This is a genomic window from Neisseria sp. HMSC065D04, from assembly GCF_001815675.1.
Taxonomy (GTDB): Bacteria; Pseudomonadota; Gammaproteobacteria; order Burkholderiales; family Neisseriaceae; genus Neisseria.
This window is the reverse complement of the sequence record NZ_KV821499.1, coordinates 59,230-79,403: the sequence shown is the minus strand read 5'-3', so window position 1 is coordinate 79,403 and position 20,174 is coordinate 59,230. Positions and strand designations below refer to the sequence as shown.

General features: G+C 51.0%; 24 protein-coding genes. 18 read left to right on the top strand and 6 right to left on the bottom strand.

Features of this window, described 5'->3' with window-relative positions:
• Nucleotide 1 precedes the first annotated feature (1 nt).
• Entirely contained in the window at nucleotides 2–1,039 is a 1,038-nt protein-coding gene (locus HMPREF3050_RS04985; protein ID WP_019270031.1) for a rod shape-determining protein, read from the bottom strand.
• A 226-nt stretch (nucleotides 1,040–1,265) separates the two neighbouring features.
• Between HMPREF3050_RS04985 and gatC the strand changes: the two genes are divergently transcribed.
• The 11 genes from gatC (at nucleotide 1,266) to HMPREF3050_RS04925 (ending at nucleotide 10,859) form a co-directional block, all read left to right on the top strand.
• Complete coding sequence (gene gatC, locus HMPREF3050_RS04980; RefSeq protein ID WP_070773789.1) at nucleotides 1,266–1,556, top strand: Asp-tRNA(Asn)/Glu-tRNA(Gln) amidotransferase subunit GatC; 291 nt, start codon at nucleotides 1,266–1,268, stop codon at nucleotides 1,554–1,556.
• Between the two features lie 29 nt (nucleotides 1,557–1,585).
• Nucleotides 1,586–2,071, top strand: a complete 486-nt coding sequence (locus HMPREF3050_RS04975; RefSeq protein ID WP_003763615.1) for a hypothetical protein — start codon at nucleotides 1,586–1,588, stop codon at nucleotides 2,069–2,071.
• A 64-nt stretch (nucleotides 2,072–2,135) separates the two neighbouring features.
• Nucleotides 2,136–2,897 carry a WGR domain-containing protein gene (locus HMPREF3050_RS04970; RefSeq protein WP_070773787.1) on the top strand — a complete coding sequence of 254 codons (762 nt, stop codon included), beginning with the start codon at nucleotides 2,136–2,138 and terminating at the stop codon, nucleotides 2,895–2,897.
• 35 nt (nucleotides 2,898–2,932) lie between these two features.
• Nucleotides 2,933–3,532 carry a DUF6714 family protein gene (locus tag HMPREF3050_RS04965; protein ID WP_070773801.1) on the top strand — a complete coding sequence of 200 codons (600 nt, stop codon included), beginning with the start codon at nucleotides 2,933–2,935 and terminating at the stop codon, nucleotides 3,530–3,532.
• A gap of 119 nt (nucleotides 3,533–3,651) precedes the next feature.
• Nucleotides 3,652–4,227 carry a DUF4303 domain-containing protein gene (locus tag HMPREF3050_RS04960; RefSeq protein ID WP_070773785.1) on the top strand — a complete coding sequence of 192 codons (576 nt, stop codon included), beginning with the start codon at nucleotides 3,652–3,654 and terminating at the stop codon, nucleotides 4,225–4,227.
• A gap of 77 nt (nucleotides 4,228–4,304) precedes the next feature.
• Entirely contained in the window at nucleotides 4,305–5,753 is a 1,449-nt protein-coding gene (gatA, locus tag HMPREF3050_RS04955; protein ID WP_070773784.1) for an Asp-tRNA(Asn)/Glu-tRNA(Gln) amidotransferase subunit GatA, read from the top strand.
• Between the two features lie 121 nt (nucleotides 5,754–5,874).
• Nucleotides 5,875–6,327, top strand: a complete 453-nt coding sequence (locus tag HMPREF3050_RS04950) for a hypothetical protein (protein WP_070773782.1) — start codon at nucleotides 5,875–5,877, stop codon at nucleotides 6,325–6,327.
• A 169-nt stretch (nucleotides 6,328–6,496) separates the two neighbouring features.
• Nucleotides 6,497–7,369 carry a VirK/YbjX family protein gene (locus HMPREF3050_RS04940; protein ID WP_070773778.1) on the top strand — a complete coding sequence of 291 codons (873 nt, stop codon included), beginning with the start codon at nucleotides 6,497–6,499 and terminating at the stop codon, nucleotides 7,367–7,369.
• A gap of 100 nt (nucleotides 7,370–7,469) precedes the next feature.
• The gene (gene gatB / locus HMPREF3050_RS04935) at nucleotides 7,470–8,900 is read left to right on the top strand and encodes an Asp-tRNA(Asn)/Glu-tRNA(Gln) amidotransferase subunit GatB (protein ID WP_070773776.1); all 1,431 of its coding nucleotides are present in this window, start codon (nucleotides 7,470–7,472) and stop codon (nucleotides 8,898–8,900) included.
• A gap of 83 nt (nucleotides 8,901–8,983) precedes the next feature.
• Nucleotides 8,984–9,553 (top strand): DJ-1/PfpI family protein, encoded by a 570-nt coding sequence (locus tag HMPREF3050_RS04930; RefSeq protein ID WP_070773774.1) that lies wholly within the window; start codon nucleotides 8,984–8,986, stop codon nucleotides 9,551–9,553.
• A 298-nt stretch (nucleotides 9,554–9,851) separates the two neighbouring features.
• On the top strand, nucleotides 9,852–10,859 hold the full coding sequence (locus HMPREF3050_RS04925) for a 2Fe-2S iron-sulfur cluster-binding protein (protein ID WP_070773772.1): 1,008 nt from the start codon (nucleotides 9,852–9,854) through the stop codon (nucleotides 10,857–10,859).
• Between the two features lie 194 nt (nucleotides 10,860–11,053).
• On the opposite strand, the gene HMPREF3050_RS04920 is transcribed toward HMPREF3050_RS04925, so the two are convergent.
• The 3 genes from HMPREF3050_RS04920 to HMPREF3050_RS04910 all read right to left on the bottom strand — a co-directional run bounded on the left by HMPREF3050_RS04920 (nucleotide 11,054) and on the right by HMPREF3050_RS04910 (nucleotide 12,429).
• Entirely contained in the window at nucleotides 11,054–11,548 is a 495-nt protein-coding gene (locus HMPREF3050_RS04920) for a DUF302 domain-containing protein (RefSeq protein WP_070773770.1), read from the bottom strand.
• Between the two features lie 54 nt (nucleotides 11,549–11,602).
• Nucleotides 11,603–11,968 (bottom strand): rhodanese-like domain-containing protein, encoded by a 366-nt coding sequence (locus HMPREF3050_RS04915; protein ID WP_070773768.1) that lies wholly within the window; start codon nucleotides 11,966–11,968, stop codon nucleotides 11,603–11,605.
• A 125-nt stretch (nucleotides 11,969–12,093) separates the two neighbouring features.
• Nucleotides 12,094–12,429, bottom strand: a complete 336-nt coding sequence (locus tag HMPREF3050_RS04910) for a carboxymuconolactone decarboxylase family protein (protein WP_003740764.1) — start codon at nucleotides 12,427–12,429, stop codon at nucleotides 12,094–12,096.
• Nucleotides 12,430–12,557: 128 nt separating this feature from the next.
• On the opposite strand from HMPREF3050_RS04910, the gene HMPREF3050_RS04905 reads away from it, so the two are divergent.
• The 4 genes from HMPREF3050_RS04905 to HMPREF3050_RS04890 all read left to right on the top strand — a co-directional run bounded on the left by HMPREF3050_RS04905 (nucleotide 12,558) and on the right by HMPREF3050_RS04890 (nucleotide 16,013).
• Entirely contained in the window at nucleotides 12,558–13,502 is a 945-nt protein-coding gene (locus tag HMPREF3050_RS04905; protein ID WP_070773766.1) for a helix-turn-helix transcriptional regulator, read from the top strand.
• A gap of 148 nt (nucleotides 13,503–13,650) precedes the next feature.
• Nucleotides 13,651–14,496, top strand: coding sequence for a 23S rRNA (adenine(2030)-N(6))-methyltransferase RlmJ (gene rlmJ, locus HMPREF3050_RS04900; protein ID WP_070773765.1), 846 nt, complete (start codon nucleotides 13,651–13,653; stop codon nucleotides 14,494–14,496).
• A 101-nt stretch (nucleotides 14,497–14,597) separates the two neighbouring features.
• Nucleotides 14,598–14,969 (top strand): hypothetical protein, encoded by a 372-nt coding sequence (locus tag HMPREF3050_RS04895; protein ID WP_246830225.1) that lies wholly within the window; start codon nucleotides 14,598–14,600, stop codon nucleotides 14,967–14,969.
• A 69-nt stretch (nucleotides 14,970–15,038) separates the two neighbouring features.
• A complete protein-coding gene (locus HMPREF3050_RS04890) occupies nucleotides 15,039–16,013 on the top strand; it encodes a class 1 fructose-bisphosphatase (RefSeq protein ID WP_070773764.1) in 975 nt (324 codons plus the stop codon).
• Nucleotides 16,014–16,171: 158 nt separating this feature from the next.
• On the opposite strand, the gene argB is transcribed toward HMPREF3050_RS04890, so the two are convergent.
• Nucleotides 16,172–17,062, bottom strand: coding sequence for an acetylglutamate kinase (argB, locus tag HMPREF3050_RS04885; RefSeq protein WP_070773762.1), 891 nt, complete (start codon nucleotides 17,060–17,062; stop codon nucleotides 16,172–16,174).
• A gap of 51 nt (nucleotides 17,063–17,113) precedes the next feature.
• Nucleotides 17,114–17,278: a hypothetical protein gene (locus tag HMPREF3050_RS04880; RefSeq protein ID WP_003767028.1), complete on the bottom strand. Its 165-nt coding sequence runs from the start codon at nucleotides 17,276–17,278 to the stop codon at nucleotides 17,114–17,116.
• A 92-nt stretch (nucleotides 17,279–17,370) separates the two neighbouring features.
• On the opposite strand from HMPREF3050_RS04880, the gene HMPREF3050_RS04875 reads away from it, so the two are divergent.
• The 3 genes from HMPREF3050_RS04875 (at nucleotide 17,371) to HMPREF3050_RS14585 (ending at nucleotide 19,816) form a co-directional block, all read left to right on the top strand.
• Nucleotides 17,371–18,501, top strand: a complete 1,131-nt coding sequence (locus tag HMPREF3050_RS04875; protein WP_049230378.1) for a M14 family metallopeptidase — start codon at nucleotides 17,371–17,373, stop codon at nucleotides 18,499–18,501.
• Between the two features lie 112 nt (nucleotides 18,502–18,613).
• On the top strand, nucleotides 18,614–19,468 hold the full coding sequence (gene lgt / locus HMPREF3050_RS04870; RefSeq protein WP_070773761.1) for a prolipoprotein diacylglyceryl transferase: 855 nt from the start codon (nucleotides 18,614–18,616) through the stop codon (nucleotides 19,466–19,468).
• 201 nt (nucleotides 19,469–19,669) lie between these two features.
• On the top strand, nucleotides 19,670–19,816 hold the full coding sequence (locus HMPREF3050_RS14585) for a hypothetical protein (protein ID WP_003767024.1): 147 nt from the start codon (nucleotides 19,670–19,672) through the stop codon (nucleotides 19,814–19,816).
• Nucleotides 19,817–20,174: the final 358 nt, after the last annotated feature.

Below are 20,174 nucleotides of genomic sequence, written 5' to 3'. Positions count from 1 at the left end.
CTTACGGGTTATCCACAAAGACGGCATTCCATTTGCCGATATAGTCCAAGGCTTTGCCTGCACCATAAGCCACACAGTTCAAAGGCTGGTCGGCAATACCGACAGGCAGCCCCGTCGCATCCGCCAAAACCGTATCCATACCGTGCAACAGTGCGCCGCCGCCTGTCAACATAATTCCCCTGTCGGCAATATCGCCAGCTAACTCAGGCGGAGCCTGTTCCAAAGCAAGGCGCACGGCGCGGATAATCTGATTAACCGTTTCGCTCAAAGCCTCGCGCACTTCTTCCGAAGTAATGGCAAGCGACTTGGGCGTACCTTCCGCCAAATCACGTCCTTTAATCCGCATAGCGGTTTCAGTTGGAAAGCCTGAGGCAGAACCGATTGTTTTCTTCAATTCCTCAGCGGTTGCTTCACCAATCAACACACCGCGATGACGGCGCAGATAATGCACGATGCTCTTATCGAACTCATCGCCTGCCGCGCGGACGGAGGCGGAATAAGCCATACCGCCCAACGACAAAATGCCGATTTCCGTTGTGCCGCCGCCGATATCCACCACCATCGAACCGGCAGTATCTTCAATCGGCAAACCCGCACCCAAAGCAGCCGCCATCGGCTCCTCAATCAAATGTACGGAAGATGCACCTGCGGCAAACGCGGAATCCAAAATTGCCTTTCGTTCCACTTGAGTTGCCCCGCCCGGCACGCAAATCACTACGCGCGGCGGCACAACCGAATTGCCTTGTATTGCTTTTTTAATCAACATACCCAGCATACGCTCGGCAATCGTAAAATCAGCAATCACCCCATCCCGCATAGGACGGACGATTTCAATATTGCGCGGCGCGCGCCCCTGCATTTTCTTGGCTTCCGTACCCACGGCGACAATCTTGCTTTTACCGCCCGTACCCGATTGAACCGCCACCACAGACGGCTCGTCCAAAACAATGCCTTTACCACGCACATAAATCAACGTGTTCGCCGTACCCAAGTCAATGGCGATATCGTTGGAGAAAAAACGGGATAAAAAACGAAACATAAAATACCTGAATATCGGCCCAGCACCGATTTTATTTAATTGTTATTCAAAATATTAAAAACATGGAAACAACGCCTTTTCAGACGACCTCCCCACTCCCCGTATGAAACGTATGGCGAAATCACACGCCGTTTGAGTAGTTTTCGGTTATAATTCTTCGTTTCATCGAAGAAGAACGCAATGATACCCCAATAAAGGGGCGTTTGCTATCAGACAAGGATTTTTTATGGCTTTAAGCTTAACCGATGTGGAAAAAATCGCCAAACTCTCACGCCTTTCGCTGACCGAGGAAGAAAAAGGCAAAACCCTCTCAGAATTGAACAACATTTTCGCCATGGTCGAAAAAATGCAGAGCGTGAATACAGAGGGTATCGAGCCGATGGCACACCCCCACGAAGCCGCCCTGCGCCTGCGCGAAGATAAAGTTACCGAAACCGACCATGCCGCCGAATATCAAGCCGTCGCCCCTGAAGTGCGCAACCGCCTGTATATCGTGCCTCAGGTAATTGAAGAATAGATGGAATTTATCCTTTAGGAAAACCAATAATGAATAAATTTTTGACCACATTATTACTTGGCGTACTCACGGTTAACGCCTACGCTATGCCTAAGGATGACAACAACCCTAAATCCTCTGTATTGCCTGTTGTTCATTCCGAGCAAGCCGTGCATTTGTATGACTACGAAACACCTGATGGGAAATACAGTGCATCACTCTATCCGAACAGTATCAAAAATCTCGGTAATGGTTGGTATTCAACCATTACACGGCATCAATCTGCGGGTTCAGGCAAACATGCCCATATGCTGATTTTAGATTGGGTACATTGCCAAGAACCCAAACAATCTGTTATGAGCGCGATTGCCCTGTTTGACAAAAACGGACAACTTGAAGAGCGTATCGACGTTCACAACTACAATAGTCCCGACAAAATGCCGCAAGAAGCCATTGAACAGCTGAAAAAGGAAGATTCCAGCGAAACAATGCACAGTGACAAAATGGTGGAAACCGTTTGCAGCCGCGTAAAATAAAAATGTAAGTTATTTTACCTAGTTTAAATATTTGCAGTTTCAGACGACCTGAAAAGGAATTTCTGTGAAACAAGCCTTCATTTATACTGACGACAAGTCCCAGAAATTTTGGATTATCGATTCCGATGGTAGCGACAACATGGTCAATTTCGGCAAACTTGGTACAACCGGACGTTACCAAATTACCGAATACGACGATGAAATCGAGTGTCAAAAAGCTGCTGACAAGCTCATTACGCAAAAGACCAAAAAAGGCTACAAACCTGCTCCCGATTTTAATTTCATCGACCGCTTTTATTTTGACAATGAAGATTTCGGTCCACATCGCAAAACCTCGCATCCACACTTCGTCCGATACTTAACCGATGATTTCTATTATGACTGCGGTGACGAAGAGGCTCCATTTGGCAGTGACGAAGGCAGTGATGCGTTGTATGAGCTTGCACAAACTTTCCGCAAAAATGCCGATCTGGATATATTGGCTTTCCCTCAGAAATTGATTTGTGAATATTGGAGTATGGATTACCTGTCGCCTCAAGCAGACCAAACTGCCAAAAGCATTGAAGAACTGTGTAAACAACAGGAAACTGAAGTTTACCAATCCGATAGAGTGATTATTGCTACTACATTCGGCAGCATTAAAATTACAGGTCGTCTGAAACCTGAATTGCAGCAACTTGCCCTACTTGCCATGCAGAGACTTGACATATTGGCACAGCTACGCGGTTGGTGTTTTGCTGGTACTCTGTCTGAGATCAACCAACAAATGGCAGATGACTTGCAACGTTTTGCTGTTGCACAGGCGAACCATTTTCAAACGACCTAACTATGAAACATAAGTGTGCCAAGCCTGTATGCACAATGTCTCCCAAGCGAATCATCAAGATACTGGGCTACCTGCGTGAATATGCTCAACAGTGGAACAAAACATACGAAGAAATCGCGGAGCAAGTCTGTCACGCATTTGCCGATACCCAACTAAAGAACGGAATCGGAATATTGGAAGCCGACTGCGTGGATGACTGGATGGATACCAATAATCCGGAACGTTGCCGCTATCGCGCTGAAGATGAACGGGATTATTGGGAAAATGTCCTTTTTCAAGGACACCGCGTAGGAGAAATCCCACGTTTTAATCCCTGTTCCGCCATCACATTTATGGATAGTATAGGCAGGCATTTCGCCCTGCCATATTACTTGCTTTGGGCATTACAAGACCCTGACGGTATGGTTGCCGATACATTGGCTTATACATTGGAGAACAACTATTACACCGATGAACTGCTGCTCAACGCTGCTCAACAACGTGCTTTGTTGAATACAGTCCGTTTTCTCGTGGAAATAACGGCAAATACCTACGACGACGGCTACTCTTCATATATTGACAGCCCATGGCAGGCTGCATTTGAACACTTAAATCAAATATTGTCAGGTGCCAATATTTTGCCTGATAAAAAATAAGCCATCCAAAAGAAGGTCGTCTGAAAGAATAAGTACGGTTTTTTAAGTGTAATTTGAAGTATGTAGCGATAAAACAGCTCTGTTCCACAGAAGAATAAAATAGACGAAATGGGAGCCATATGTCCACCGAGCAACAACACCTTCACACAGTTGCCGTTAGCCACATCCACCAATGTTTCAACCGTATCAAGAAACAGGTCGAACAGGCAGGTAAAGAAGTTGCTGCATATTATTTCTATCTGGTAGACGACTTTTTCGCCGCAGGCAATGCCGCCATTACCTATCAGGATTTGGCTGCTTTTACCGTCGAACACGCAGACGAATATGAAAATTGCACCATTTTGCAGGCGATTTGGGATGGCAGATGTACCCTTTATGACAGTGAAACCGAGCCTCAGAACGTTTCAGATAACTGGCTGGAAAACCAAAGCGAGCTCTACCAAGCTGCATACCTCAGCATAGAGAACCTAGATGATGATGCTTATCAGCAAAAACGTGCCGAATACGAAACCGCCCTGATAGCCGCACTGCAACAATGCGACCAAGAAGGTCTGTTCGGCAATCGTGCTGAAAACGGTATATTGCTGTTTGCGTTTTATATTGATGATTATGATGAAAATGACGAACAATCACTGCTTTACCGTTCCACCACTCAGCTCAACCAACCGGATACTTACCAAAAATTGATAGGTTGATATTTTCAGACGACCCTGAAATCAGCCTACACCATTAAACCCTTTAAAATCCCGCTTATTTAAACTAAAAGACTCTTATGACCCAATACACCCTCAAACAAGCCAGCCAACTACTGCAATCCAAGCAAATCTCTGCCGTCGAACTGGCAACCGAATACCTCGCCGCCATTGCTACGCAGAACCCGGCAATCAACGGCTACATTACTCTTGACCAAGACAAAACCCTCGCCGAAGCCCGTGCCGCCGACGCGCGTATTGCGCAAGGTAACGCCACCGCGCTTACCGGCGTACCCATCGCCTACAAAGACATTTTCTGTCAAACAGGCTGGCGCAGCGCGTGCAGCTCCAAAATGTTGGACAACTTCGTTTCGCCCTACACTGCCACCGTCGTACAAAACCTGCTCAACGAAGGCATGGTAACGCTTGGCCGTACCAATATGGACGAGTTTGCCATGGGCTCGACCAATGAGACCTCGTTCTACGGCGCGACTAAAAACCCGTGGAATCACGAACACGTTCCCGGCGGCTCGTCCGGCGGTTCCGCAGCCGTCGTTGCCGCACACCTTGCCCCTGCCGCGCTCGGTTCAGACACCGGCGGATCCATCCGCCAACCTGCTTCACACTGCGGTATCACCGGCATCAAACCTACCTACGGCACGGTTTCCCGCTTCGGCATGGTTGCCTACGCATCCAGTTTCGACCAAGCCGGTCCGATGGCGCAAACCGCTGAAGACTGCGCGATTTTGCTCAATGCGATGGCAAGCTTTGATGAGCGAGATTCCACCAGCTTGGAACGCAGCAAAGAAGACTACACCCGCAATTTGGACAAACCGCTCAAAGGCATGAAAATCGGCCTGCCTAAAGAATATTTCGGCGAAGGCGCAGATGCCGATGTTCAAGCTGCTTTACAAAGCGTCATTGACCTTTTAAAAGCGCAAGGTTCGGAAACTATTGAAGTTTCCCTGCCGCAAACTGCCCTGTCCATCCCTGCTTACTACGTTCTCGCTTCCGCCGAAGCCAGCACCAATCTTTCCCGCTACGACGGCGTACGCTACGGCCACCGCGCCGCCCAATTCGGCGACCTAGAAGAAATGTACAGCAACACCCGCGCCGAAGGCTTCGGCAGCGAAGTCAAACGCCGCATCATGATTGGCACTTATGTGTTGTCGCACGGCTACTACGATGCCTATTACCTGAAAGCCCAAAAACTGCGCCGCCTCGTTGCCAACGATTTTCAGACGGCCTTCGCGCAATGCGACTTCATCCTTGCTCCGACTGCGCCCACCGCCGCCCCCAAACTCGGCAGCGACATCCATGATCCTGTGCAGATGTACCTTTCCGACATCTACACCATCGCCGTGAATCTGGCCGGATTGCCCGCCCTAACCCTGCCCGCAGGTTTCAGCAGCAGCGGACTGCCCATCGGCGTACAATTTATCGGCAACCACTTCTCCGAAGCCAAAATTCTTGGCGCAGCGCATCAAGTACAACTGGCGAGTGATTGGCACACGAAAGCACCGGAGTAGAATTTATTAGTAGAAATTATCCAAAAATAAAATCCAGATTTCAGGCTGTTGTTTTCAGATGATCTAAAAAAGAAAACCGTCTAATTTCCAGCAGTCTGAAACTAACAAAATTACTAAAATAATGGAATATTACGATTACTTTTCCCCAAAATTTTGGCAATTCTTATGGGGTTTATGGCAGACAGCGGGGCTGGAAATATCTACAAGCATTGTGTTATTTCTGCTGTACTGGCTCATCCTTTCTGTACTTGTTACGTACATTTTGTGGCGTAAACGTCCAAAAACGCCGCATTTTTGGCGAAAACATTTATTACTCAATAGCATTATCTGCCTACCTTTGAGTTTGTTTATCAACCTTGGTTACATAGTCATGCGTTTTATTATGCCGGCTCGCAATCAAGCGGCATATTACGGACAGTTGACGTTGCATCCTCTGGAACAAACATTTGTTACATTATTTAATGTTATTTATTCTTACGAATGGCTGTTCCTCGTATCTGTTGTGGCTGCTGTGAATGTATTGCTACTGGCTATTTGGCGTAAAAAGCTTTTTAAACAATCATCGCCATCCTGAATGCAAGCAGGTTTCTATGTATTAAGGAAACTTAAACTATGCCTTGGGAAACAGTAATCAGCTTAAGAATTTACGTCCAGTTCAACACACAATCCAAAATATTCAGCGACGCACCGACCGAATTTGGCGCGGAATCTGATGTGTATACCTGCGCAGAGGGAAAGGTATAATGCCGGAGCAGTTTGTTTTTCCAGATTTCAAGACCGTATATAAAGATGCACCGAAATTTCAAATCCAGCATTTGAAATTCTCCTTACGAAGATTGTTTACACGGCGACAAGTCAAAGATTTTGAAACATTTGTCAACGCCTCCGCGCCTCGCCGTACCTTTTTTCAAAGGCGGCCGCAAGATGCCTATCCGTTGATACACGCCTTTGTCGACCAGCGTTTCAACAGACGGCGCAGGCTGCAAGTTATGAAAGAAGACCTGCTGGCAGCCGAAAAACTGTTCGGACAGGAAACGCTCGCCAATATGACGACGCGCAAATTCCATGTCGTTCTGGCGCATCTTTCAGACGGCCTGACTTTATGGCTGAACCGGAACGATAATTGCGTGGATGAAGGAATGTGGTCACTATCCTTGCGCGACAGCGAAGGAAAACGTCTCTACATGACAACCTTCGCCTTAGTTGACAGCAAATTGCTGGCCGCTTCTATCCAAGGCCCCGCAGGGGAAGAAGCTAAAGACCTTGTACGCAGCCTGACCAAACAACTCCACGGCCTGCGCCCGCAGCAGCTGATGGTAACCGCCCTGCAATATTTTTCGACATCACTCAATTTAGGCGGCGTTATCGGCATTGCCCAAGAGCATCAGGTCAAACTGCGCTGGCGGCTGAAGAAACGGGTCAAAATGAATTACGACCTGTTTTGGCAGGAGAACGGCGCAACGCTCGGCGACGACGGCTACTGGCATCTGCCGCAAATCCCGCCGCGAAAAGACTTGGCGGAAATCGAAAGCAAAAAGCGTTCGATGTACCGCAAACGTTATCAAATGCTGGATAACATGGCGGCCGAGATGCAGGCTTGCTTTCAGAAAACTTGATTCTGCGTTTTCAGACGACCTTTGCCATTTGAAAAACAAACAGGTCGTCTGAAAACGGCTGACCACTTTATATTATCGACATCAAAAGAAAGAACCCCTTATGACCTGGGAAACAATAATCGGCTTGGAAATTCACGTCCAGCTCAACACCCAATCCAAAATCTTTAGCGGCGCATCGACTGCGTTCGGTGCGGAACCCAATGCGCACGCCAGCGTGGTGGAATGCGCACTGCCGGGCGTGCTGCCAGTGATGAACCGCGAAGTCGTTGAAAAAGCCATTAAATTAGGCTTGGCTTTGGATGCGAAAATCAATCAGAAAAACGTGTTCGACCGCAAAAACTACTTCTATCCCGACTTGCCAAAAGGCTATCAAATCAGCCAGCTGGATTTGCCGATTGTCGAACACGGCAAGCTGGAAATCGTGGTCGGCGACGATGTGAAAACCATCAACGTAACCCGCGCGCACATGGAAGAAGATGCGGGGAAATCCGTGCATGAAGGCTTGAACGGCGCAACCGGTATCGACCTGAACCGCGCCGGCACGCCGCTGTTGGAAGTCGTATCCGAACCCGAAATGCGTTCCGCCGCCGAAGCCGTTGCCTACGCCAAAGCCTTACACAGCTTGGTAACATGGCTGGACATTTGCGACGGCAATATGGCGGAAGGCTCGTTCCGCGTCGATGCCAACGTATCCGTGCGTCCGAAAGGCCAAGCGGAATTCGGCACGCGCCGCGAGATTAAAAACCTCAATTCCTTCCGCTTCTTGGAGCAGGCGATTAATTACGAAGTGGAAGCGCAAATCGAGATTTTGGAAGACGGCGGCAAAGTACAGCAGGCAACCATGTTGTTCGACCCGGAAAAAGGCGAAACCCGCGTGATGCGTTTGAAAGAAGACGCGCATGACTACCGCTACTTCCCCGACCCTGATTTGCTGCCCGTCATCATTTCAGACGACCGGTTGCAAAAAGCCAAAGCAGAAATGCCCGAGCTGCCGAAAGAAATGGCGGCGCGTTTCGTGGCGGATTATGGCGTGAGCGACTACGACGCGCGCCTGCTCACCGCCAGCCGCGTGCAGGCTGCCTATTTTGAAGAAGCCGCCAAAGCCAGCGGACAAGGCAAGCTGACTGCCAACTGGATGAACGGCGAACTCGCTGCCACGCTGAACAAAGAAGGTATGGAACTCGCCGACAGCCCGATTACCGCCCCACGCCTCGCCGCGCTGGTAGGCAAAATCGCCGACGGTACTTTAAGCAGCAAATTGGCGAAAAAAGCCTTTGAAGCCATGTGGGCTGAACCCGAAGCTTCCATTACCGAAATCATTGAAAAACACGGCTTGCAGCAAATGACCGATACCGGCGCGATTGAAGCGATGGTGGACGAAGTGCTGGCAAACAACGCCAAAGCCGTGGAACAATTTAAATCCGGCAACGAAAAAGCCCTGAATGCGATTGTGGGACAAGTGATGAAAGCCAGCAAAGGCAAAGCGAATCCCGCACAGGTGCAGGAATTGGTTAGAGCGAAGTTGGGGTAAATAAAGTGCAGGCTGCCTGAAAAAACGATAAAAGGGTTTTCAGGCAGCCTGAAACCGTTTTTAAACCGGGAAAGGAAAATGCAATGAAAACCGTCGCCGTTATTATCTTGGAACAGTTTGCCGACTGGGAATCCACTTTGCTGACTCCTGTTTTACAACAATTTGCCGGCTATACCGTCCGCTACGTTTCCACCGACCGAAATCCGAAAACATCCATGGGTAATCTGCGCGTTCAGCCCGATTTAACCTTGGACGAACTGCCGCCCGACACCGCCGCTTTGATTCTAAACGGCGCAACCCAATCGTGGCGCGATTTATCCGATGAAAACCGCCTAAAAATTGCCGACTTGGTTCGCACGTTTAAGCAGCAGGGCAGGATTGTGGGCGGTATTTGTGAAGGCACCTATTTTCTTGCCGCCAACGGTCTGTTAAACGACTGCCGCCACACCGCCAACAGCTTGGCTGCCATTGCCGATTTACCCGAATACACTAACCGGCAGGCTTATGTGGAAACCAAACGCGAAGCCGTGCGGGACGGCAACGTCATTACCGCTAACGGCACGGCCTTTGTTGATTTTGCTCTCCAAATTTTGTCTGCCTTGGATGATGTTCCCGAAGATATCATCACCCAATGCAGGGAAATGTGGCAGTAGTAAAGTAGAGGAAATACTGACCGTTCACACGTTCTACATTCAAAGGTCAGCGTGACATGCGCCTGTATTGGTGGTTCGCATGGCAAGGCGGTCAAACTTATGCATTGGGCGCAAACCATATCCGTTAATGCACTTGCAGTGAAACTCCAAGCCGGATATTCATGTCCGACTTGCGAACTCATTGCCCGGAGGTCGTCTGAAAATGAAAACAGGCTTTCAGACGACCCTTTTTTATAGTAGATTAAAACAGTAAACACCCTAATCTTTATCCCACAATCTATTCAAACCCCGCCAAGCTATGACCCATACCATTACCCTACCCGACCAAACCACCTTTACCACCAACGACGGCGAAACCGTTTTAGCCGCCGCCGCCCGTCAAAACCTCAATCTGCCCCATTCCTGCAAAAGCGGGGCCTGCGGGCAATGCAAAGCCGAACTGGTGAGCGGCGATATTCAAATGGGCGAACACTCTGAACAGGCTTTATCCGAAGCAGAAAAAGCCCAAGGCAAGATTTTGATGTGCTGCGCCACCGCGCAAAGCGACATCAGCATCAACATCCCCGGCTACAACGCCAACTCGCTACCCGTCCGCACCCTGCCTACCCGCATCGAAAGCATGGTTTTCAAACACGATGTCGCCCTCCTGAAGCTTGCCCTACCCAAAGCCCCGCCGTTTGCTTTCTATGCCGGGCAATACATTGATTTATTGCTGCCGGGCAACGTCAGCCGCAGCTACTCCATCGCCAATTCGCCCGACCAAGAAGGCATTTTGGAACTGCACATCCGCAGGCGCGAAAACGGCGTCTGCTCGGAAATGATTTTCGGCAGCGAACCCAAAGTCAAAGAAAAAGGCATCGTCCGCATCAAAGGCCCGCTCGGTTCGTTTACCTTGCAAGAAGACAGCGACAAACCCATCATCCTTTTGGCAACCGGTACAGGCTATGCCCCCATCCGCAGCATCCTGCTCGACCTTATCCGCCAAGACAGCAGCCGCGCCGTCCATTTCTACTGGGGCGCGCGTCACCAAGATGATTTGTACGCACTCGAAGAAGCGCAAGAGCTGACAGGTCGTCTGAAAAACGCCCGCTTCACCCCCGTCCTATCAAAAGCCGCTGAGGGTTGGCAAGGCGAAAAAGGATACGTCCAAACCGCCGCCGCAAAAGATTACCCTGACTTGAGCGGTTATGAAGTTTATGCCTGCGGTTCCGTCGCCATGACCGAAAGTGCGAAATCCGTGTTGACCGCGCAATGCAGCCTGCCTGAGACAACCTTCTATTCAGATGCGTTTTCGCCTGCGCAGTAGAAATATCCGCGCAAATCTAATCCTGCCGCAACCGCAAAAGGCTTGGGAACTGAGTTGTCTTAAAAAATAATGTGCCGATGTCGTCGAACAATTTTTCAGACGACCTCGGCACATTATTTTGTCAAAAGGTCGTCTGAAAACGAATTTAGTGGGATTACTCAGGTTTTCAGACGACCTTCGGATTTGGGCGAACCTTATTCCGCTACCGTTTTGCGAATAAGCTTTTCAGCATTGGCGAGCGTGTTTTCCACTTCGGCAAACTCGATTTTGCTGCCCGACACCAGCGCGCGCGTGTCGTTGAATACGACTTGGACTGCGCCGTCAGTTTCGGTAACGAGGACGCGCAACGGCAGTTGCAGGGCGAAGGCAGGGTCTTTTTGCATCAGCAGCGTGCCGGCTTTGGGCGTGCCGAAGACGATGACTTTGGCGGGCTGCATATCCAAACCGCTTTGACGCGCGGCGGCTTGGTGGTCGATGACGGCGAACACGGTCATGCCTTTTTCTTTGACGGCGGTTTCCAAACGGCGGACGGTATCGTCGAAACTGTATTTGCTGACGGCGGTATGGGTTTGATTCATGGCGGAACTTTGTCGGGAATCGGGTTGTCGGGCGGCATCGCCGCCGTGTGAGGCGCAGGCGGTCAGGGCGGCGAGGATGGCGGCTGCGGCGAAGGTGCGTATCGGTTTCATGTTTTTCCTTGGATAAAAGGTCGTCTGAAACGTTTCAGACGACCTTGTTGCTGGTTATTTCAAACCTTTTTTCACCAAGTCTTCGTAACCGCCGTGGTTGGTTACGTTGGTATAGCCTGCTTTTTTCAACTCGGTGAGCGCGGCTTCGGCACGGCGGCCGCTGCGGCAGTAGAGATTGACGGGCGCGTTTTTGTCGGGGCTGACGCTTTTGATGCGTTCGACGATTTGGTCGTGCGGGATGTTGACCGCACCTTGCAGATGGCCGGATTTGAATTCTTCTTCAGAACGTACGTCAATCCATACGCCTTTTGCTTTGGCAGGTTGCGCGCTAGCGGCTTTGGCGGCGGGCGCGGCAAAGGATACGGCGGCAGGCAGAACGAGTGCGGCGGCAGTCAGCGCGGCAGTCAGAAATTTTTTCATGGTCGTTTCTCCAAACGGTTGAACAAAAATATCAATCTAAACGGTTCGGCGGCAAAAAGCAATGCTCCGTCAACAGAAGGGTCGTCTGAAACGGGAGTTTTTTCAGACGACCCTTTGAGACAAAATCAACGCTGCGCGTCAACCGCTTCCAAAGCACGCAGGGCATAAGTGTAGGCTGCCCCTGCGTTCAAGGAAATGGCGGTCGCCAGCGCGCCGGCGATTTCGCTTTCAGTCGCGCCTGCTTTGGCGGCTGCGGCAGCATGTACGCTGATGCAGCTTTCGCAACGGGTAGTGATAGCGACGGCGATAGCAATCAGTTCGCGGGTTTTCGCATCCAATGCTTCGGCTGCGGCGGCTTGTTCCAGCGCGCCGTAGGCTTGCAGCATTTTAGGGTGGTTTTTACCCAGCTCGCCGAATGATTTTTTAACGTGTGCGGTGTGTTCGGGCCAATTTTGAAACATTTTGATTTCCTTTCCGATGTGTTTGAAATGAAGGATGTTGCACTTTTTTACATCCGATGAATGGCATTATTGCAATAATTTGACTATTATAATCGTCAAATCATCTCATTCACTTGCAAAAAACACTTATGGACACTTTGGACAAACTCATCGAACTGGCGCAAATCACCGGCAGTGTGGACATACAGTGCCTGTTCCGCGACAAATGGTACGCCCCGCATGAACGCAGGCGCGCGCACGGCATCGCGCACCTTGTCGTCGCCGGAGAAAGCTACATCAAAATCGAAGGCGAACCCGAAGCACGTCTCTTACAAACCGGCGACCTTATCTTTTTCCCGCGCAGCGCGGAACACATCATCAGCAGCGAAGCAGACTGCAACAACTGCGGCGATACCATTCATATCGGCAACGACGGCGCGTTTACCATCGAATCTTCAGGCAGCGGCGGCGAAAAAAGCCTCGATTTGTTCTGTGCCCGCTTCGAATACGACGAACACGCCGACATCATGCACGACCTGCCCGAAACCGTCCTCATCAAAATGGGCCATCCCTCGCTGCAATGCCTGATCTCCATGTTGCAATACGAAAGCGCACACACGCTTTCCGGCTCGCGCGCCATCATCAACGCCCTCTCCTCCGTCCTCCTCGTCCTCATCGTCCGCGCCCATCTTGAACAAGGCGGAGAAGCGCCTTTGGGCGGCATACTCAACGGCCTGCGCGACAAACGTCTGCGCCAGCTCATCCAAACCGTCGTCAGCCGCCCCGAAGACGAATGGAACATCGAAAAAATGACCGCCATTGCCAACCTTTCCCGCGCCCAACTGATGCGCCTGTTCAAACAGCAAACCGGCATCAGCCCCCACGCCTTCGTCAATCTCATCCGCCTGCGCCAAGCCGCCGTACTGCTGCGGCAAACCGCCGATTCCGTCTTATCCGTCGCCTTGAACGTCGGCTTCCAATCCGAAACCCACTTTGGCAAAGCGTTTAAAAAACAATACGGGATTTCGCCGGGGCAGTATCGGAAAAATGAAACGGCAGATGAAGAACAAAGCCAGCCGCTTGAAGGCATTTGAACCCGAAAGGTCGTCTGAAAACAGCTAAGTCAAAAGCGTCATATACTTTTGATTTACCGTTCAGCCATTGTTATGCCCGAGAAAGCCTGTTTGGATACACCGTTTATTTGCCTATATAATCCATTTTTCCCTTTTCAGACGACCTCTTATGTTCAGCTACCGCCACGCCTTCCATGCCGGCAACCATGCCGATATGCTCAAGCATTTCATCCTTTTCCTAACGCTTGATTACTTCAATCAGAAAGACAAGCCCTATTGGTATATCGATACCCACAGCGGCGCAGGCTTATATGATTTGAGTGGCAGTGAGGCGCAAAAAGTTGGCGAATACAAACAAGGCATCCGGTTGCTCCAAGAGGCGGAACATCTGCCGCCCGAGCTGTCCGCCTTCATCGCCCGCCTGAATGCCATACTCCCACAAGAGCAGCTCTATTGCGGTTCGCCGTGGCTTGCCCAAGCCCTGACGCGCGACAGCGACAAACTGCGTTTGTTTGAGCTGCACCCTGCCGATTTCCAACATCTGAAAAACAATATGGAAGAAGCGCGTTTGGGCAGGCGTGGGCAAATAATGCAGGCAGACGGTTTTCGCGGTCTGATTTCGCTGCTGCCCCCGCCGCCTCGCCGTGCTGTTGTCCTGATAGACCCTCCGTATGAAGAAAAACAAGACTATCAGCGCGTTGTCCAAACTTTAAAAGACGCGCTCAAACGCTTTGAGCAGGGTTGTTATATGGTTTGGTATCCCTGCTTGAGCCGAGAAGAAAGCCGCAAGCTGCCCGAGCAGCTGCAAAAGCTGATGCCCGAAAGCTACCTGCACGCCGAGCTGCACGTCCACACCCCGCGTCCGGACGGATTCGGGATGCACGGCAGCGGCATGTTTATCATCAACCCGCCCTACCTGCTGCCGGATCTGCTGAAAAATAACCTTCCCGCGTTGACCGACATACTGGCACAAGACAACGGCGCGCGCTTCGTCTTAAACAGTTGCATAAAATAATCGATATTATCCCGTCGAACCAAGACACCGGCGGGAAATCCTGTGGCATGGGCTTCCGATTTAAACTACAATTCACTACATTGTTTTCACGCTTTCAAATCATGACGATCAGACATCCCGCTTCATTGCTTTTGGCTTCCCTTTGCACGCTTTTTCTATGCTCCTGCGAACGTTCGGTTCAAGATACGGTACAAGAAACCTTCGGCGAAGAATTGCGCGGCCATTTCATCAGCAGCGCGACAGCCATCTGCGTGGAAAAAGCGCCGAAAAGCAGCGCGATACCGTCTGATACCATACAGCAAATCTGTTCGTGCGCTTCGGAAAAAACCGCAGACCAGATATCCATCGACGATATGTCGAAACTGATCGGCGGCGAAGTCGGCGGCGAGTTGAAAACCAAAATCAAACAAAGCGCGGTCGAATGCGCCAAAGAAATGATAGGCGCCGCCTCCGCCCCTTCCAGCAAAAAATAAATACCGACCTCGTCTGAAAACCTTTTTCAGACGACCTTTTCTTTTTTATAGCCAGAAACCGAGTCCGATATGAAAACATTAGCGCAATTCCTACCGCAGCATTTACAGCAAAAAAGCATTCCTGCCGAATTGGGCAGCGTCCTCGAATCCATTGTCGCCGCCTGCTCCGACATCAGCGGCAAAGTCCGCTTGGGCGCACTCGCCGGCGTGTTGGGCATGGCGGGGACGGGCAATATTCAGGGCGAAGATCAGAAAAAGCTGGATGTGATTGCCAACGATATCCTGATTGACGTCTTGAAAAACAACGCCCATGTCGCCGGTTTGGCAAGCGAGGAAGAGGATACTTTTGTAGTAGCCAACGAAAACGGCGGCTATCTCGTCTTGTTCGACCCTCTGGACGGCTCGTCCAATATCGATGTCAATATTTCCGTCGGCACGATTTTTTCCGTACTTGCCAAGCCCGAAGGTCGTCTAAATACCGAATCCTTCCTGCAAAAAGGCCGTGACCAAGTGGCGGCAGGTTATGTTTTGTACGGCCCGCAAACCCAATTGGTGTTCACTTTGAAACACGGCGTTTTCGTGTTCACGCTCAACGAAAACAACGAATTTGTCCTGACCAAAGAAAATCCAGAAGTTCCGGCATCGACCAAAGAGTTTGCCATCAATATGTCCAACACCCGCCACTGGCAAGCCCCTATGCAGCAATATATTAACGAGCTGCTGGCAGGCGATACAGGCGTTCGCGGTAAAAATTACAATATGCGCTGGGTGGCGAGCATGGTCGCAGAAATCCACCGCATCCTGATGCGCGGCGGCGTATTCATGTATCCTCAAGACAAACGCGATCCGTCCAAACCCGGCAAGCTGCGCCTGATGTACGAAGCCAACCCGATGAGCCTGATTTTGGAACAGGCAGGCGCGGCGGCAAGCAATGCTTTGGAAAACATGCTCGACATCGTCCCCACGGGTCTGCACCAACGCGTAGCCGTCATCATGGGCAGCCGTGAGGAAGTCGAATATGTCGGCAAGCTGCATCAAAAATAAGATGTTGAGTTTGTAGGCTATCCTGCCATAAAAAGGTCGTCTGAAAATCCGTTTCAGCATTCTCTATGAACGTTGAAACAGGTTTTCAGACGACCTTTTGTGTATTCAGACATTTGCAAAACCTGCTGTTCGGCAAGCCTTGACTCATCTGCGGGCCGTTATGACCTTTCGCCCAAAATCATCGAGCCTATGCCCGCATCGGTGAAAATTTCCAGCAAAAGCGCGTTGGGCAGGCGGCCGTCGATGATGTGGGTGGCTTTGACGCCGTTGCTTGCCGCTTCGACGGCGGAGCTGATTTTGGGCAACATACCGCCGTAGAGCGTGCCGTCTGCGATTAATTCGCCGATACGGCTTGGCGTGAGGTTGGTCAGCAGGTTGCCTTCTTTGTCCATCACGCCGGCGATATTGGTCATCATCAGCAGCTTTTCCGCGTTCAACTCTTCCGCCAGTTTGCCTGCGACCAAATCCGCGTTGATGTTGAAGGCTTCGCCTTTTGTGCCAACGCCGATGGGCGCAACGACGGGGATACAGCCGCGTTCGATCAATCCTTCAATCAGGCGCACGTCTATGCTTTCGACCGTGCCGACTTGTCCGATGTCCACACCTGCCCGTTCGGGCGTATCGACCAGCAGTTTTTTCGCTTTGATGAAGTGGTTATCGCGCCCGGTGACGCCGACCGCGCGTCCTCCTTGCAAATTAATTAGCGAGACGATTTCTTTATTCACATGGCCGCCCAACACCATTTCGACGATGTCCATCGTTTCGCCGTCGGTCACGCGCATGCCTTGCACGAATTCGCCTTTTTTACCGATTTTTTCCAACATTTCATTAATTTGCGGGCCGCCGCCGTGGACGATGACGGGGTGGATGCCCACCAGTTTGAGCAAAACAACATCGCGGGCGAAGCCTTCTTTCAAAGCAGGCTCGGTCATGGCGTTGCCGCCGTATTTGATGACGATGACGGAGCCGGAAAAACGGCGGATATACGGCAGGGCTTCGGCTAAAATGCGCGCTTTGTCGGCTGCGGAAATGGGGTGGGATTCGCTCATAATCGTGTCTCATTGTTAACAATTTAATCATTATAGCGGATCACCTTTGAATCAGTAAAAATCAGCTTCGCAACTGTTTGCTGCTTCGCCGTCTTGTCCTGATTTAAAGTGAATCTGCCCTATCTTAACGTCAAAGGTCGTCTGAAACAACATTCCCCGCCCCTTATCGGTTGAGGACGCGCCCGTCGGAATGGTAGAATCAACGGATTCGGGCATATCGGTTTGCCGTCGCCGACGGACGCGGTATCGCCCACACATTTTTTCAAACAACGGTTATCCGGTTCGCCCGATATACCGAGGACTTTCCCATGATTAAAATCAGCACTCAATTTGACGCCGGCTCCGTCGTCGTCAAAGACCTGACCGACCCTGCCAATATCCGCCTCGCCCTGCGTCCGGACAACGCTTCCGATTTCGCCCAATGGTTTTACTTCCGCCTGCAAGGTGCGGCCTACCAGAATTGCGTGATGCACTTTGAAAACGCGGCGGATTCGGCTTATCCGCAAGGCTGGGAAGATTATCAGGCGTGCGCCTCTTACGACCGCCAAAATTGGTTCCGCGTCCCGACCGAATACGAAAACGGCGTGCTGACCATCAACCATACGCCGCTTTCCAACAGCGTTTACTACGCCTATTTCGAACCTTATTCCCACGAGCAGCATTTAAACCTCTTGGGCGACGCGCAAGGCAGCGGGCTTTGCCGCATCGACGACTTAGGCAGTACCGTGCAAGGCCGCGACATCAACCTGCTGACCATCGGCAACCAAGTCGAAAGCGACATGAAAATCTGGATTATCGCCCGCCAACACCCGGGCGAAACGATGGCGGAATGGTTTATCGAAGGCCTGCTCGGCCGCCTGCTCGACCCGCAAGACCCGACCGCGCGCACCCTGCTCGACCGCGCCACTTTCTACATCGTGCCGAACATGAACCCCGACGGCTCGGTATTGGGCAACCTGCGCACCAATGCCGCCGGCGCAAACCTCAACCGCGAATGGGAAAACCCGACTTTGGAAAAAAGCCCGGAAGTCTTCCTCGTGCGCGAAAAAATGCTGGAAACCGGCGTGGATTTGTTCCTAGACATTCACGGCGACGAAGCATTGCCGTTTGTCTTTGTCGCCGGTACGGAAGGCGTGCCGAACTACAATCCGCGCATTGCCGCGCTGGAAACGCAGTTCAAAACCGCCCTGCTCTCCGCCAGCCCCGACTTCCAAGACGAATACGGCTATGAAAAAGACGCGCCCGGTCAGGCAAACATGACGCTCGCGACCAACTGGGTGGGCAACCGTTTCGACTGCCTCGCCTATACGCTCGAAATGCCGTTTAAAGACAACGCCAACCTGCCCGACGACGACTTCGGCTGGAACGGCCAACGCTCCCTGCGTTTGGGCGAAGCCATGTTGTCGGCTGTTTTGAACGTTGTCGATGATTTACGATAATTATTTTTTCCCTATCACACAAAAGGTCGTCTGAAAATACCAATCGGCATTTTCAGACGACCTTTGTCGGGCTAAAACACATAAACCGCCCTTCCCATAAGGAACACACATCATGATGATACATCCGAAGTTCAATCCTATTGCCATCAAAATCGACCCTATCGCCATCCGCTGGTATGCCCTCAGCTATATCGTCGGCTTTATGCTCTTCCTATGGCTGGGCCGCCGCCGCATCAAACAAGGCAACACCGCCTTTACCAAAGAAATGCTCGACGACTTCCTGACCTGGGGCGTATTGGGCGTCATTCTCGGCGGACGGCTCGGCTATATCCTGTTTTACAAATTCTCATACTACCTCGACCATCCGCTCGAAATGCTCAAAGTTTGGGAAGGCGGCATGTCGTTCCACGGCGGCTTCTTGGGCGTCGTCATTGCCATGTGGCTGTTCAGCCGCAAACACAAAATCAGCACCTTGAAAACCATGGATTTTGTCGCGCCGCTCGTTCCGCTGGGTTTGGCTTCCGGCCGTATCGGCAACTTTATCAACGGCGAACTCTGGGGCCGCATTACCGACATCAACGCCTTTTGGGCAATGGGCTTCCCGCAAGCGCGCGCAGAAGACCTCAACGCCGCCGTGCGCAACCCGCTTTGGGCGGAATGGATGCAGCAATATCACGTACTGCCGCGCCACCCTTCGCAACTCTACCAATTCGCGCTTGAAGGCATCTGCCTCTTCATCGTCGTATGGATTTTCTCCAAAAAACCGCGCCCGACGGGACAAGTCGCCTCCCTCTTCCTCGGCGGCTACGGCTTCTTCCGCTTCATCGCCGAATACGCCCGCCAGCCCGACGACTATCTCGGTCTGCTCACCTTGGGCTTGTCGATGGGACAATGGTTGAGCGTGCCGATGATTGTTTTGGGCGCGATCGGTTTTGTTTGGTTCGGTAAGAAAAACCGCCTGAACTGATACCCAAAGGTCGTCTGAAAACCCAAACGGGACGCGATAACCAGCGTCCCGTTCTCACATCAGCCGAGCATCAGCCATCCCAACAGGCGTAATTTGCGATTCATCAAACCGAATCGCAAAAAATCTTAAATCCGACTTGGTTTATCCGCCGCCCGATGGTATCGTGGCACACCTTTCCACCTTTTTTAAAGAGAGCCTAAAATGTCAGAAGAAAACAAAATCAAAGTCAACGACCTGCCCGAAGACAAAAAAGAACAGTCTGAAGAAGTCGAGCTGCCCGTAGTCAACAACGAAGAAAAACGTGGAGGACACAGCGAAGGCGGTTGCTGCGGCGCATGCGGCGGTTGATTCCGTTTTGAAAAACAAAGGTCGTCTGAAAACCTGAAACATGGTTTTCAGACGACCTTTTTATCATGGAAGGATATAGCGGATTCTGTCAAAACGGACGCTATAGTGGATTAACTTTAAATCAGGACGGCGTTACCTCGCCTTAGCTCAAAGAGAACGATTCTCTAAGGTGCTGAAGCACCAAGTGAATCGGTTCCGTACTATCTGTACTGTCTGCACGGCTTCCGCCTTGTCCTGATTTAAAGTTAATCCACTATATTCTCTTTGCCCTACCAAGTTGCCCAAACGCAACACGAAGTCCATTCGCGGCAACTGCCTTGTCACAAAATATAGTGGATTAAAATTGCAATGATACGGC